Source organism: Mesorhizobium sp. M0633 (assembly GCF_040320645.1).
Lineage (GTDB): Bacteria > Pseudomonadota > Alphaproteobacteria > Rhizobiales > Rhizobiaceae > Mesorhizobium.
On record NZ_JAMYQC010000010.1, the window covers coordinates 66,478 to 79,707 of the forward strand.

Consider the following 13,230-nt stretch of genomic DNA (forward strand, 5'->3'; position numbering starts at 1 on the left):
GCATGGCAGGGTCCGAACGCAGCACGGCTGAGCAAGAGGTCCTCGATCGCCGCTATATGGCGGCAGCCCTCAGGCTGTCGCGCAAGAATGCCGGGCGGACCTCGACCAACCCTTCCGTCGGCACGCTGATCGTGCGCGATGACGGCGACGGGCCGATGATCGTCGGCAGCGGCGTCACCGCCGTCGGCGGCCGGCCGCATGCCGAGACCGAGGCTTTGGCAGAGGCCGGCGAACTGGCGCGCGGCGCCACCGCCTATGTAACGCTGGAGCCCTGCGCCCATCACGGCCGCACGCCGCCTTGCGCCAATGCGCTGGTCAGTGCCGGCGTGGCGCGTGTGGTCGGCGCTGCCAGCGATCCGGACCCGCGTGTTTCCGGCAAGGGCTATGCAATCTTGCGTGCCGCCGGCGTCGAAGTGGTGGAAAAAGTGTTGGCGGCCGAGGCCGCGGAGCAGATGGCCGGCTATTTAATTCGATCTCTGAAAAAACGCCCGGAAGTGATCCTGAAACTTGCGCTTTCGAGCGACAACAAGATCGGCGTGAAAGGCGAGGGACAGGTCTCCATCACCGGCGATATTGCGCGGCGCGAAGTCTATCTGATGCGCGCCGAAGCCGATGGCATATTGATCGGCATCGGCACGGCACTGGAGGACGATCCGGCGCTGACGGTTCGGCTTCCGGGACTGGAGAGCCGTTCGCCGGCGCGCATCGTACTCGACCGTCAGATCAGGCTACCCGAGACTTCGAAACTGGTCGCCGGCGTCAACCGTGTGCCGCTCTATGTCGCTGCCTGCGCCGAGGCCGATCCGCACCGGCGCGCCGCGCTCGAACGCACCGGCGTGCGCTTTATCGGCACTGAGACGTATGAAGGCGATATTGCGTTGCCGGAACTGCTCGAGGATCTGGCGGCGCTCGGCATGGCCAGCGTGCTGGTCGAGGGCGGCGCCGAGGTGGCCAAGGCGTTCCTTGAGGAAGGCCTAGTCGACCGCATCGTGCTGTTTCAGGGGCCGGATGCGATCGGCGGGGACGGCATTGCATCGCCGGTCGATGCCAACAATATCCCGCCGGGATTTCGCAAATTGCGCAACATGCGTTTCGGCGAAGATACATATGCGGAATGGATAAGAGACATCTAGGACCGAACTGATGTTCACGGGGCCAAACTAATGTTCACTGGAATCGTCACCGATGTCGGCACCGTCGCTGCCGTGATGCCGCTCAGGGAAGGCGTCGGTTTGCGTATCGACACCGCTTACGATCCGCAGACCATTGCCATCGGCGCCTCGATTTCCTGCGGCGGCGTCTGCCTGACGGTGACGGGATTGCCGGAAGACGGCGCCAACGCACGCTGGTTCGAGGTCGAGGCCTGGGAAGAAGCACTCAGGCTGACGACCGCGATGGGCTGGAAATCCGGCACGCGCATCAACCTGGAGCGGGCGCTGAAGATCGGCGACGAGCTTGGCGGCCATATCGTTTCAGGCCATGTCGACGGCATGGCCGAGATCGTGGGGCGCAAGGAGGAAGGCGACGCCGTTCGCTTCACCCTGGATGCACCGCGCGACCTGGCAAAATTCATCGCGCCCAAGGGTTCCGTCGCACTCGACGGCACTTCGCTCACCGTCAACAAGGTCGAAGGCAGCCGCTTCGACGTGCTGTTGATCCACCACTCGCTGACGGTCACCACCTGGGGCGAACGCCAGGTCGGCGATCGCGTCAATCTCGAGATCGACACCATGGCCCGCTACGCGGCGCGACTGGTGGAGGCGGCTAAAGAGGGGCTTTGAGGCGCTCGTCCATAAAGCCCATTCCCTGATGCGACCGCCGCCGAGTTGGCCTTGAAAGTTCCTTCGGCAATCTTCCGCTTGCGATCAAACCGGCTTCGGCCTAAGTCACCGGCGATCCCCGGAGACATCTATGGCAGGCACATCCCAACACGGCAAAGCGTTCATCCGTCCGAAGAAGAAGGCCCACCTTCTTGTCATCGAGGCGCGCTTTCACGACGACCTTGCCGACGCGTTGCTCGAAGGCGCGACAAAGGCCCTCGAGGAAGCGGGCGCGACATACGATGTCGTCACTGTTCCGGGCTCGCTCGAAATCCCGGCGGTGATTTCCTTCGCGCTCGACGGTGCCTCCGAAGGCGGGACGAACTATGACGGCTTCGTCGCCCTCGGCACGGTGGTCCGCGGCGACACCTATCATTTCGATATCGTCGCCAATGAATCCAGCCGTGCCCTGATGGACCTGTCCGTGCAGGATGCAGTCTGCATCGGCAACGGCATCCTGACCACCGAAAACGACGAACAGGCATGGACGCGAGCAAGACGTTCGGAAGGCGACAAGGGCGGCTTTGCGGCGCGTGCGGCGCTGACCATGATCGCTCTAAAGGAACAGCTGGGAGAGCGAACGTGAGCGAACCCGCTTCGCCCGGCCAGCCTGCGGTTCGCCATGCCAACAAGCGCGGTGCTGCCCGTCTGGCCGCCGTGCAGGCGCTCTACCAGATGGACGTCGCCGGCAGCGGTGTGTTTGAGATCACCGCCGAATACGAGGCGTTCAGGCTCGGCAAGGAAGTCGATGGCGCGCTCTATCGCGAAGCCGATGCGCAATGGTTTCGCGCCATTCTTGCCGGCGTTGTCGAGCACCAGAAGACCATCGATCCAGTCATCCGACAGGCGCTGACCGAGGACTGGCCTCTGTCGAGGCTCGATTCGACGTTGCGCGCCATATTGCGCGCCGGCGTCTACGAGCTGATGCAGCGCGAGGACGTGCCGGTGGCGGTCATCGTCTCCGAATATGTCGACATCGCCAAGGCATTTTACGAAGAAGACGAGCCGAAACTGGTCAATGCGGTGCTTGATCGCGTGTCGCGCCGGGTGCGTGGCGAGGGCCGGGGCAAGGACGCCTCATGACTGCTGTCGTCGCCGTTGAGGCGGGCAAGGAAGCGCGTCGCACCGCCTTCATCCTCGCAGCCTCGCAGGCGATCATCGGCTCGGCCGCACCCATCGCCATTTCCATGGGCGGATTGGCCGGGCAGTACCTGCTCGACGCTGACAAGTCGCTGGCAACCGCGCCGATCACCGGCTTCAATGTCGGCGTGGCGCTCGGTTCCCTGCCGGCCGCGGCGATCATCCGCCGGCTCGGCCAGCGCGACGGCTTCATGACCGGCACGGGGGTGACAGCGCTTGGCGGCCTGATCGCCACGTTGGCGCTGTTTCATGACAGCTTCTGGCTGTTCGCTTTCGGCTTGGCCGTGATCGGCATCGGGGGCGCCTTCGTCCAGCAATTCCGCTTTGCCGCCGCCGACAATGCTCCGCCTGAATTCAAGGCGCGTGCCATCTCCTTCGTGCTGGCCGGCGGCATCGTCACCGCCATACTCGGGCCGCAGATCGTCATCTTCACCGGCGATCTATTCTCGCCGGTGAAGTTTGCCGGCTCGTTTGCGTCCATCCTGGTGCTGGCGGCGGTCGGCGCCGCCATTCTCTCTTTGTTGCGTATCCCAGCCAAGGCAACCGAGAAGGTGGAAATTTCCGACAGCGACGCCCGGCCGCTCTCGGAAATCGTCACCAGGCCACGCTTCGTCGCGGCGTTGTTTTGCGCCATCGGCAGCTACGCACTGATGAGCTTCGTGATGACCGGCGCGCCTCTGGCCATGGTCGGCTGCGGCCTTTCGACCGACGACGCCACGCTCGGCATTTCCTGGCACGTCATGGCGATGTTCGCGCCGAGCTTCTTCACGGGGTCGCTGATCTATCGCTTCGGCGCTGAGCGGATCGTGGCCATCGGCCTGGTGCTGCTGATTGGCTGCGCCATAGTGGCGCTGTCAGGGTTGGCACTGTGGCAGTTCTGGACGGCGCTGATCCTGCTCGGCCTTGGCTGGAACTTCAGCTTCATCGGTGCCACCGCCATGGTGGCCGACAGCTACCAGTCATCCGAAAAAGGCAAGGTCCAGGGGTTCCACGATTTCGTCCTGTTCGGCTCCGTCGCCTTCGCCTCGCTGATGTCGGGGGCAGTCTACAATGCCTGGGGCTGGGAGATGTTGAACTGGATGATTTTCCCGGTCGTCGTGCTGTGCTTCGTGGCACTGGGCGTGTTGAAGATGACGGGCTTGCGCGCGGCCAACTGACGTCACCCTGTCGGGACGTCGCGGCAGCGGATTCACTCACATCCGAACAAAATTATTGCGCCCATCCCCCCTCTTATGAAACCGTGTACCCCGACGGGGCATCGAAGCCATGCTCATATGCGGCAGCCGTATTCCGGTTCACAGCAAGGGATTTGTGAGATGTTTTCAATCAAGATTCTGGCCGGCGCTGTACTGGCGCTCGGAATTGCGTTGGCCTCGGCGAGTGCCCAGGTGGTGGTGTCGTCGAAGATCGACACCGAGGGCGGTGTGCTCGGCAATATCATCCAGCTGGTGCTGAACGCCAATAATATCCAGACTACCGACCGTATCCAGCTCGGCGGCACGCCCGTGGTACGCAAGGCGATTACAGCCGGCGAGATCGACATCTATCCGGAATACACCGGCAACGCCGCCTTCTTCTTCGAGAAGGCCGACGATCCGGTGTGGAAAGACGCCGCCAAGGCCTATGAGACTGCCAAGAAGCTCGACTACGACTCCAACAAGATCGTCTGGCTGTCACCGTCACCGGCCAACAACACCTGGGCGATCGCCCTGCGCAAGGAGGTCGCCGATACCAATAAGCTCGTCACCCTTTCCGACTTCGGCAAATATGTCTCGGGCGCCGGCAAGGTGGTGCTGGCGGCCTCCGCCGAGTTCGTCAATTCGGCGGCCGCGCTGCCCGCTTTCCAGAAGACCTATGGCTTCACGCTAAAGCCGGACCAGTTGATCACGCTGTCGGGCGGCGACACGGCGGCGACCATTGCCGCTGCGGCCAACCAGACCAACGGCGCCAACGCCGCCATGGTCTACGGCACCGACGGCGGCATCGCGCCCTCCGGCCTCGTCGTGCTTGAAGACGACAAGGGTGTGCAGCCGGTCTACCAGCCGGCGCCGATCATCCGCGAGGCGGTGCTGAAGGAGCATCCCGAGATCGAGACACTGCTGAAGCCGGTGTTCGCCAAGCTCGACCTTGTCACGCTGCAGGAGTTGAACGGCCGAGTGCAGGTCGGCGGCGAACCGGTCAAGGGCGTCGCCGAGGACTTTTTGAAAAAGAACGGCTTCCTCAAGTAAGGCGATTCCGGCGCGCCGCTTTCGAGGTGCGCCGGATCGGCCGATGGGGGAGGGCGTGCGCATCCGGTTCGACAAGCTCGGCGTGGTCATCGCGGCGATATCAGCCTATGCGGCTTTTGCGGCACCATTCGCCACCTTCCGCGCCAATCGCATTGTACCCGGCGAGGCGCGCTCGATCCTCGAATCTGTGCCTGCGACGGTCGGTCCGCTGTTGATGGCGATTGTTGTCGCAGCGGCGCTCATTGCGCTGCTGAAAACGCCGCTTGTTCTGCGCCTCGCCGCCAGTGTGGTTGCGCTTGCAGCGCTGGCGCTGCTGATCGGCGTCGCGGGCAGTTTCCTGACACCTGCCGGCAACACCTTCGCCCGTATCTCGCCGGCTTCGGGCTTTTGGCTGCTTATCTTCGCCTTCACGCTTCTGCTCGCCGACGTGCTTACGCGGCTGAACCTGTCGCCGCAGGCACGGATCGGCGTGCTTGTTGTCGCCGCCGCGGCGATCGGCCTGCTGCTCGTCTCGGGAAGCTGGAACAGCCTGTCGATCCTCAAGGAATATTTCAATCGCTCCGATAGTTTTTGGGCGGAAGGCTCCAAGCATGTGACGCTGGCGCTGGGTTCGCTGGCGGCAGCGGTGATCATCGGCCTGCCGCTCGGCATCCTCTGCCATCGCGTCGAGAAATTGCGGGCCGGCGTGCTCAACGTGCTGAATATCATCCAGACCATTCCTTCGATCGCGCTGTTCGGCCTCTTGATCGCACCGCTCGGCTGGGTCGCTTCGCATGTGCCGGGTGCTGCCGCGCTCGGCATTCGCGGCATCGGCACGGCGCCGGCTTTCGTCGCTTTGTTCCTCTATTCGCTGCTGCCGGTGGTGGCCAACACCGTGGTCGGCCTCGCCGGTGTGCCGCGTGCCGCCAACGACGCAGCGCGGGGCATGGGCATGACCGATCGCCAGCGGCTGTTCGGCGTCGAGTTTCCGCTGGCTTTCCCGGTGATCCTCACCGGCATCCGCATCGTGCTGGTGCAGAATATCGGCCTCGCCACGATTGCCGCGTTGATCGGCGGCGGCGGCTTTGGCGTGTTCGTATTCCAGGGGGTCGGCCAGACGGCGATGGACCTGGTGCTGCTCGGTGCTGTTCCCACGGTGGTGCTGGCCTTCGCCGCTGCCATCATCCTCGATGCAGTGATCGAAATGAGCGCCAGCAAGCGCAGGGTTGAAACGGCATGATCGAGATCGAAGGCATTACCAAGCGCTACGGCGAGACGACAGTCGTCGACGACGTGTCGATAGTAATCGAGCCGCGCAGCATCGCCGTCATCGTCGGCACCTCCGGCTCCGGCAAGACGACGCTGCTTCGCATGATCAACCGGCTGGTCGAGCCGACATCGGGCGTGATCAAGCTCGACGGCGTCGATAACCGCTCGGTCCCGGATTATGAGCTGCGTCGCAGCATCGGCTATGCCATCCAGGGCCCGGCCTGTTTCCGCATCGCACGGTGGCGCAGAACATCGCCACTGTGCCGGTATTGCTCGGCTGGGGCGCCAACCGCATCAAGGCCCGCGTCGACGAGCTGATGACGCTATACCAGCTCGACCCGCAAGCCTACGGGCCACGCTATCCGCATGAGCTTTCCGGCGGCCAGCAGCAGCGCGTCGGCGTCGCCCGGGCGCTTGCCGCGGAACCCAACGTGCTGTTGATGGATGAGCCGTTCGGCGCGCTCGACCCGATCATCCGCAACAAGGCGCAGGAGGATCTGCTGGCGATCCAGAAACGCTTCGGCACCACCATCATCCTCGTCACCCATGACATGGAAGAGGCCGTTCACATGGGCGACAAGATCGCGGTGATGGATGGCGGCAAAGTAGTGCAATATGCCGCGCCGGCCGAGATACTGGCGAAACCGGCCAGCGCGTTTGTCGAGACCCTGGTTGGCGCCAGTGAAAAACCGTTCCGGCTGTTGTCGCTTGGCCGGGTGCGCGACGCGGTGGAAAAAGGCACGGCCGAAGGCGAGGCGATCCCCGGTGACGCCAGCCAACGCGACGCGTTGGCCGAACTCCTGTGGTCGGGCCGCCCGGCACTTCCGGTGAAAGATTCTGACGGCAAATCGCTTGGCCGCGTCACTGTGGACGGGCTGGTTAAGCGTGCGGCGAGGCCGGCATGAAAGCCTGGCTTCCGTCGCTGCTCAGGCTGGCCTTGGTGGTAGTGCTTATTGCCTTCGTCACCAATCCCGGCTGGTTCGAACCGCTGCTGAAGCCGCTGACAGAGAACAACGCGCCGGTAATCTACAATCAGGGCAGCCTTTTGACGTTGACGCTGCTGCATCTGCGGACCGTGCTGATCGCGACGGTTGCCGCGACGATCGTTGCGGTCGCGCTCGCCATTCTGGTCACCAGGCCAGCCGGCGCCGAATTCCTGCCGCTGTCGCGCAGCCTGGTCAATATCGGCCAAACGTTTCCGCCGGTGGCGGTGCTGGCGCTTGCCGTGCCGGCCGTCGGCTTCGGCGAAAAGCCGACGCTGATTGCGCTGTTTCTCTACGGACTGCTGCCGATCTTTGAGAATGCGCTGACCGGCCTGACGACGCTGCCGGCCAACGTAGTCGAGGCGGCGCGTGGCGCCGGCATGACCGGCTGGCAAAGACTGGTCAAGGTCGAGCTGCCGCTCAGCGCGCCGATCATTCTCGATGGTATCCGGCTGTCGGTGGTGATCAGCCTTGCCACCGCGACCATCGGCTCGACGGTAGCGGCGAGGACACTGGGCGAGGTGATCATCGCAGGCCTGCTGTCGAACAACCTCGCCTTCATCCTGCAGGGTGGCCTGATCGTCGCCGCCCTTGCCGTGCTGATCTATGACGGGCTGTCGGCGGTCGAGCGCTATACCGCCCGGCGCATGGGACGCGAGCCCGAGTAGCGTCTCGGGGCGAAGTTCGCTCTTTTTTCAGTGGCCGGTCGACCGCGTCGGATGATCGAGCGTCAGTTCCAGCGTTGTGCCCGTCTCGCCGGTGATCCAGCGGCGGCGGATGATGGCGAAATCGTGCTGTGTGTCGGCTCTAACCACAGAGACCAAGTCGCCCACCGCGCAATCACTGTCGAGATCGAGGGCTTCGACAGTCTCGGCAATGTCTTGCTTGCCGGCATAATGTCTCGCAATGGCTGTGAGCACGATGATCACTGGCCCACCCGTTGCGCGATCTTCGGGACTCGGCGATTGATGAGTGTGATGCCCCGATCTTTCAGCAGGAGTTCTTGCCATGACCGCGCGTTTCTCCAAGATCGTCATGTGTTTGTGTCTGGCGGCTTTCGCCTGCCTCGTCGCCTTCGGCAACATCACCGATTACGGCTCAAACTTCGCCTTTGTCCAGCATGTGCTGAGCATGGACACGACCTTTCCCGGCAATGCACTGATGTACCGCTCGATCACCAACCCGTCGCTGTGGACGGCTGGCTACTGGCTGATCATCATTGGCGAGGCGCTGACCTGCCTGCTTTACCGCCTGGCAACTCTGGCAGGCGCGCAACGCCAGCGGACAGGCTTTCAACGATGCCAAGAAGTTCGCCATCATTGCCGCCACAATGGGCTTCCTCGTTTGGTATTTCGGCTTGACGGTCGTTGGCGGCGAGTGGTTCGCCATGTGGCAGTCTTCGATTTGGAATGTTCAGGAGGCGGCGTTCAAATTCTACATGACCATGCTGGTGGTGCTGGTCTTCGTCGTCCAGCCGGACGGCGACCCGCGTAAAGCCTGACCGCCGTTCGTCGATTTCAACCGATCTAACCGGATGGCACTGTCGACAGGCGCACACTGCCGTCCAGCCTTTTGGACGAAACCCGGGATCTTTTGGGCGAAAGCCGGACAGGAACGGAACAATATCTTGACGTTCCGAGCCCTGTTTCGCATAAGCCGCTGCGAAGGGACGGATTCCGGTTGCGGAAAATTCGTCCCCTGTCTCAACGGCCCGGGGAGGGGTTCTTTTGGGCCACCAATCGAGGAAAATTCGGCAATGACCATACTTTCAGCTGTCATCGCCTGCGGTCTGCTTTCAGTCCTTTACGCCATCTGGGCGACACGTTCGGTCCTCGCGGCCGATCAGGGCAATGCACGCATGCAGGAAATTTCCGCGGCCATCCGCGAAGGCGCGCAGGCCTATCTGGCGCGCCAGTACACCACTATCGCCATCGTCGGCGTCGTGGTCCTGCTGCTCGCCTGGTGGCTGCTTTCGATCACCGCCGCCATCGGCTTCCTGATCGGCGCCGTTCTATCGGGCGCCGCTGGCTTCATCGGCATGCACGTCTCGGTGCGCGCCAATGTGCGCACCGCGCAGGCGGCTTCCAACAGCCTCGCTGCCGGCCTCGAGATCGCCTTCAAGTCGGGCGCCATCACTGGCATGCTGGTTGCTGGCCTGGCCCTGCTCGGCGTCTCGATCTACTACCTGATCCTGACCCAGTTCATGGGTCTGCAGCCCGACGATCGCGTCGTCATCGACTCGCTTGTTTCGCTCGGCTTCGGCGCCTCGCTGATCTCGATCTTCGCCCGTCTCGGCGGCGGCATCTTCACCAAGGGCGCCGACGTCGGCGGCGATCTCGTCGGCAAGGTTGAAGCCGGCATTCCCGAGGACGATCCACGCAATCCGGCCACCATTGCCGACAATGTCGGCGACAATGTCGGCGATTGCGCCGGCATGGCCGCCGACCTGTTCGAGACCTATGCGGTGACCGTGGTCGCCACCATGGTCCTTGCCGCCATCTTCTTCGGTGGCACCGCCGTGCTCGGCGCGGCCATGCTCTATCCGCTGGCCATCTGCGGGGCCTGCATTCTCACCTCGATCGTCGGCACCTTCTTCGTCAAGCTCGGTTCCAGCGGCTCGATCATGGGCGCGCTCTACAAGGGCCTGATCGTCACCGGCCTGCTGTCAGTCGTCGGCCTTGCCGTCGCCACTTCGGCATGCGTCGGCTGGGGTGAGATCGGCACCGTCGCCGGCATGGCCATCACCGGCACCAACCTGTTCATCTGCGGCCTGGTCGGCCTTGTGGTGACCGGGCTCATCGTGGTGATCACCGAATATTATACCGGCACCAACAAGCGTCCGGTGAACTCCATCGCCCAGGCCTCGGTCACCGGTCACGGCACCAACGTCATCCAGGGCCTCGCGGTCTCGCTGGAAGCGACGGCGTTGCCGGCGATCGTCATCGTCGGCGGCATCATCTCGACATACCAGCTCGCCGGCCTCTACGGCACAGCGATCGCGGTGACGACGATGCTTGGCCTCGCCGGCATGATCGTCGCGCTCGATGCCTTCGGCCCGGTCACCGACAATGCCGGCGGCATTGCCGAAATGGCCGGCCTGCCCAAGGAAGTGCGCCAGTCCACAGACGCGCTCGACGCTGTCGGCAACACCACCAAGGCGGTAACCAAGGGCTACGCCATCGGTTCGGCCGGCCTCGGCGCGCTGGTGCTGTTCGCGGCCTACTCTAACGACCTGAAGTTCTTTGCCGCCAATGGCGACAAATACCCGTACTTCCAGGGCATGGGCGACGTCTCCTTCGACCTCTCCAATCCTTACGTCGTCGCCGGCCTGATCTTCGGTGGCCTGATCCCGTATCTGTTCGGCGGCATCGCCATGACCGCCGTCGGCCGCGCCGCGGGTGCTATCGTCCAAGAGGTGCGCAAGCAGTTCCGCGAGGATCCGGGCATCATGGCCGGCACCTCGAAGCCGAACTATGCGCGCGCCGTCGACCTTCTGACCAAGGCAGCGATCCGGGAGATGATCGTTCCGTCATTGCTGCCGGTGCTGGCGCCGCTGGTGGTCTATTTCGGCGTCCTCCTGATCTCCGGTTCGAAGGCATCCGCCTTTGCCGCGCTCGGCGCCTCGCTGCTCGGCGTCATCGTCAACGGCCTGTTCGTTGCCATCTCGATGACTTCCGGCGGCGGCGCCTGGGACAACGCCAAGAAATCGTTCGAAGATGGTTTCGTCGACAAGGACGGCCTCAAGCACCTCAAGGGCTCCGAAGCGCACAAGGCTTCGGTGACCGGCGACACGGTCGGCGATCCCTACAAGGATACTGCCGGCCCAGCGGTCAACCCGGCGATCAAGATCACCAACATCGTCGCGCTGCTGTTGCTGGCCGTTCTCGCGCACGGCTAAGCTCGGTCGCTATGGCCTTAAGACAAAAACCCGCGGGATCGCTCCCGCGGGTTTTTCATTGCCTGAGATATGCCGCTTACAGGGAAGCGAAAGGAACGGAAGGAAGCCGACACCCTCGGGTGGATCAGGTGCCGCCGAGCGTGCTGCCGCCGCTGGCGCCGGGAACACCAGGCGCCAGTTTGCTGGCGCCACTGATGATCTGGCTGAGGAAGTTCTGGTCCTTGCCGCCGGTCGGCGTGGTGCGCGAGATGAAGTCGAACACCTTGCCCTCCTTCAAGCCGTAATTGGCGATCTGGGTGACGCGCCCGTCATCGCCAAAATAGACCGCCAGCACATGTTGGTCGACCAGCCGCGGCTTGTCGAAGGCGACATAGCGCTTGCGCGTCTGAGAAATGTAATAAAAGGCCTCGTTATCGAAGGTCGCCTTCGTCGAGGGAGTGCCGAGCGCCAGCAGCACCTGTTCGCGGCTTGAGCCGACCGGCACCAGGTCGATCGCCTGCTGGTCGATGACGTAGCCTTGCGTCAGCGTCTCGCTCGGATTGAGATCGCCGATCATCTTGGACGAATTGCAGGCGGAAAGCGCCGCAGCGATCACCAGCAGCGAAACCGCACCGCCGGGCCTGGGCAGGAAAGTCGACTTGAATTTCAGCGCGCGCAACTACAACTCCATAAGCTGGCCGCAACTTGCGCTGGGCCGCAAAACCGGTAAACCAGCTTGCTTGCCGATGCAACAAGGCCACTTCAACAAACGGTCCCGGGAGACCACCCTCAAATGTTCCAGCGCCTCTTTGGCCACGAACGACATGCCAACCGCGCCATCACCGAGGCGCTTTACGCACAAATCGTGGCGGCGGCGCGGCAAACGGTGTTTTATTCCGCCTGGGACGTGCCGGACACGCCGCTCGGCCGCTTCGAGATGCTGTCGTTGCACATGTTCCTGTTCCAGCACCGGTTGCGCGGCGAGGGCGGTGCTGCGGCAGAGGTTGCGCAGGTGCTGATCGACGAGTTCTTCATGGATGTCGAACATTCGTTGCGTGAATTGGGCATTGGCGACGTCGGCGTGCCGAAGCGAATGCGGAAACTGGCGAAGATGTTCTATGGCCGTACCGCCGCCTATGATGATGCGCTGCAACGAAATGACCATGATGAACTCGCCGCCGCCCTTGCCCGCAATGTCAGGCCGGATGCCGGCGCCTGGCCGCAAGCGTCGCAATTGGCACTCTATGCCGCCGATGCATCAAGGCAACTCGCGGAACAGCCGACCGAATCGATCGTTTCCGGAACGGTGGCATTTCCCGTGGCCAACGCTTGAGCGACGGCAGGCCGATGAAGGCGGCGAAGTGGAGGCGAAGATGAAACACCCTGATACCCACAGCCCAGTGTCATTCCTGGCAAATGTCGCCCGGCTGCCGCAAAAGGGGCTGCCGGTGGTCATCGATGCCGACGCTGGGCAGCGCGCCCTGCTGGCCGTCGAGCACGAGCTGCTTTCGGTCGAGAACTATCGCGCCGAACTCCTGGTCGAGCCCTGGAAGCGCAACGGGGTGAAAGTCAGCGGCCATGTCGAGGCCGATATAACGCAGGCCTGCATCGTCACTCTCGACCCGGTCGAGGCGCATATCGATGAGCCGGTCGAAGCGCTGTTCCTGCCGGAGCAATCCAAGCTCGGGCGGCAAGGTTTCGACGGCGGCGGTGAGATCCTGCTCGACGCCGAAGGCCCGGACAGCCCGGAAACCTTTTCCGGCGATGCGATCGACGTCGGGGCGCTTGCCGAGCAGTTCTTTGGCTTGGCGATCGATCCATATCCGCGCAAGCCGGGTGTATCGCTGGAGGCCGCCGGCGATGCCGAGCCTGTGGAGAATGAATTCCAGCAAAAGCTCAGATCACTGTTGGGAAAATCCTGATAGCTGACCCAA

Annotated in this window: 13 protein-coding genes and 2 pseudogenes; 13 read left to right on the top strand and 2 right to left on the bottom strand. The window is 63.3% G+C overall.

What is annotated here, in order from left to right; genetic code table 11:
* The first annotated feature begins 2 nt into the window (after positions 1-2).
* The 9 genes and pseudogenes from ribD to NKI47_RS13150 all read left to right on the top strand — a co-directional run bounded on the left by ribD (position 3) and on the right by NKI47_RS13150 (position 8,087).
* Entirely contained in the window at positions 3-1,133 is a 1,131-nt protein-coding gene (ribD, locus tag NKI47_RS13110; protein WP_352590535.1) for a bifunctional diaminohydroxyphosphoribosylaminopyrimidine deaminase/5-amino-6-(5-phosphoribosylamino)uracil reductase RibD, read from the top strand.
* A 30-nt stretch (positions 1,134-1,163) separates the two neighbouring features.
* Complete coding sequence (locus tag NKI47_RS13115) at positions 1,164-1,781, top strand: riboflavin synthase (RefSeq protein ID WP_352590538.1); 618 nt, start codon at positions 1,164-1,166, stop codon at positions 1,779-1,781.
* A 130-nt stretch (positions 1,782-1,911) separates the two neighbouring features.
* Positions 1,912-2,406 carry a 6,7-dimethyl-8-ribityllumazine synthase gene (gene ribH / locus NKI47_RS13120; RefSeq protein ID WP_352449305.1) on the top strand — a complete coding sequence of 165 codons (495 nt, stop codon included), beginning with the start codon at positions 1,912-1,914 and terminating at the stop codon, positions 2,404-2,406.
* Positions 2,403-2,903: a transcription antitermination factor NusB gene (gene nusB, locus NKI47_RS13125; RefSeq protein ID WP_352449306.1), complete on the top strand. Its 501-nt coding sequence runs from the start codon at positions 2,403-2,405 to the stop codon at positions 2,901-2,903. Before ribH ends, nusB begins: the two co-directional genes overlap by 4 nt.
* Positions 2,900-4,117, top strand: coding sequence for an MFS transporter (locus tag NKI47_RS13130; protein WP_352590543.1), 1,218 nt, complete (start codon positions 2,900-2,902; stop codon positions 4,115-4,117). The genes nusB and NKI47_RS13130 overlap by 4 nt, the downstream gene beginning before the upstream one ends.
* A 159-nt stretch (positions 4,118-4,276) precedes the next feature.
* Positions 4,277-5,188, top strand: a complete 912-nt coding sequence (osmF, locus tag NKI47_RS13135) for a glycine betaine ABC transporter substrate-binding protein OsmF (RefSeq protein ID WP_352590546.1) — start codon at positions 4,277-4,279, stop codon at positions 5,186-5,188.
* Positions 5,189-5,231: 43 nt separating this feature from the next.
* Positions 5,232-6,407 carry an ABC transporter permease gene (locus NKI47_RS13140; protein ID WP_352590549.1) on the top strand — a complete coding sequence of 392 codons (1,176 nt, stop codon included), beginning with the start codon at positions 5,232-5,234 and terminating at the stop codon, positions 6,405-6,407.
* Positions 6,404-7,341, top strand: a pseudogene (locus tag NKI47_RS13145) (ABC transporter ATP-binding protein). Before NKI47_RS13140 ends, NKI47_RS13145 begins: the two are co-directional and overlap by 4 nt.
* Complete coding sequence (locus tag NKI47_RS13150; protein ID WP_352590552.1) at positions 7,338-8,087, top strand: ABC transporter permease; 750 nt, start codon at positions 7,338-7,340, stop codon at positions 8,085-8,087. Before NKI47_RS13145 ends, NKI47_RS13150 begins: the two are co-directional and overlap by 4 nt.
* 27 nt (positions 8,088-8,114) lie before the next feature.
* Here NKI47_RS13150 and NKI47_RS13155 read toward each other — a convergent pair whose 3' ends face one another.
* The gene (locus NKI47_RS13155) at positions 8,115-8,348 is read right to left on the bottom strand and encodes a hypothetical protein (RefSeq protein WP_023674502.1); all 234 of its coding nucleotides are present in this window, start codon (positions 8,346-8,348) and stop codon (positions 8,115-8,117) included.
* A 106-nt stretch (positions 8,349-8,454) separates the two neighbouring features.
* Between NKI47_RS13155 and NKI47_RS13160 the strand changes: the two are divergent.
* Positions 8,455-8,920, top strand: a pseudogene (locus NKI47_RS13160) (DUF2165 family protein).
* Between the two features lie 255 nt (positions 8,921-9,175).
* Positions 9,176-11,317: a sodium-translocating pyrophosphatase gene (locus NKI47_RS13165; RefSeq protein WP_352590555.1), complete on the top strand. Its 2,142-nt coding sequence runs from the start codon at positions 9,176-9,178 to the stop codon at positions 11,315-11,317.
* 124 nt (positions 11,318-11,441) lie between these two features.
* Here NKI47_RS13165 and NKI47_RS13170 read toward each other — a convergent pair whose 3' ends face one another.
* A complete protein-coding gene (locus NKI47_RS13170) occupies positions 11,442-11,975 on the bottom strand; it encodes an outer membrane protein assembly factor BamE (RefSeq protein WP_352590558.1) in 534 nt (177 codons plus the stop codon).
* Positions 11,976-12,089: 114 nt separating this feature from the next.
* Here NKI47_RS13170 and NKI47_RS13175 point away from each other — a divergent pair, with 114 nt between their 5' ends.
* Positions 12,090-12,629: a ubiquinol-cytochrome C chaperone family protein gene (locus NKI47_RS13175; protein ID WP_352590561.1), complete on the top strand. Its 540-nt coding sequence runs from the start codon at positions 12,090-12,092 to the stop codon at positions 12,627-12,629.
* Positions 12,630-12,669: 40 nt separating this feature from the next.
* On the top strand, positions 12,670-13,218 hold the full coding sequence (locus tag NKI47_RS13180; protein ID WP_352456592.1) for a YceD family protein: 549 nt from the start codon (positions 12,670-12,672) through the stop codon (positions 13,216-13,218).
* Positions 13,219-13,230 lie beyond the last annotated feature (12 nt).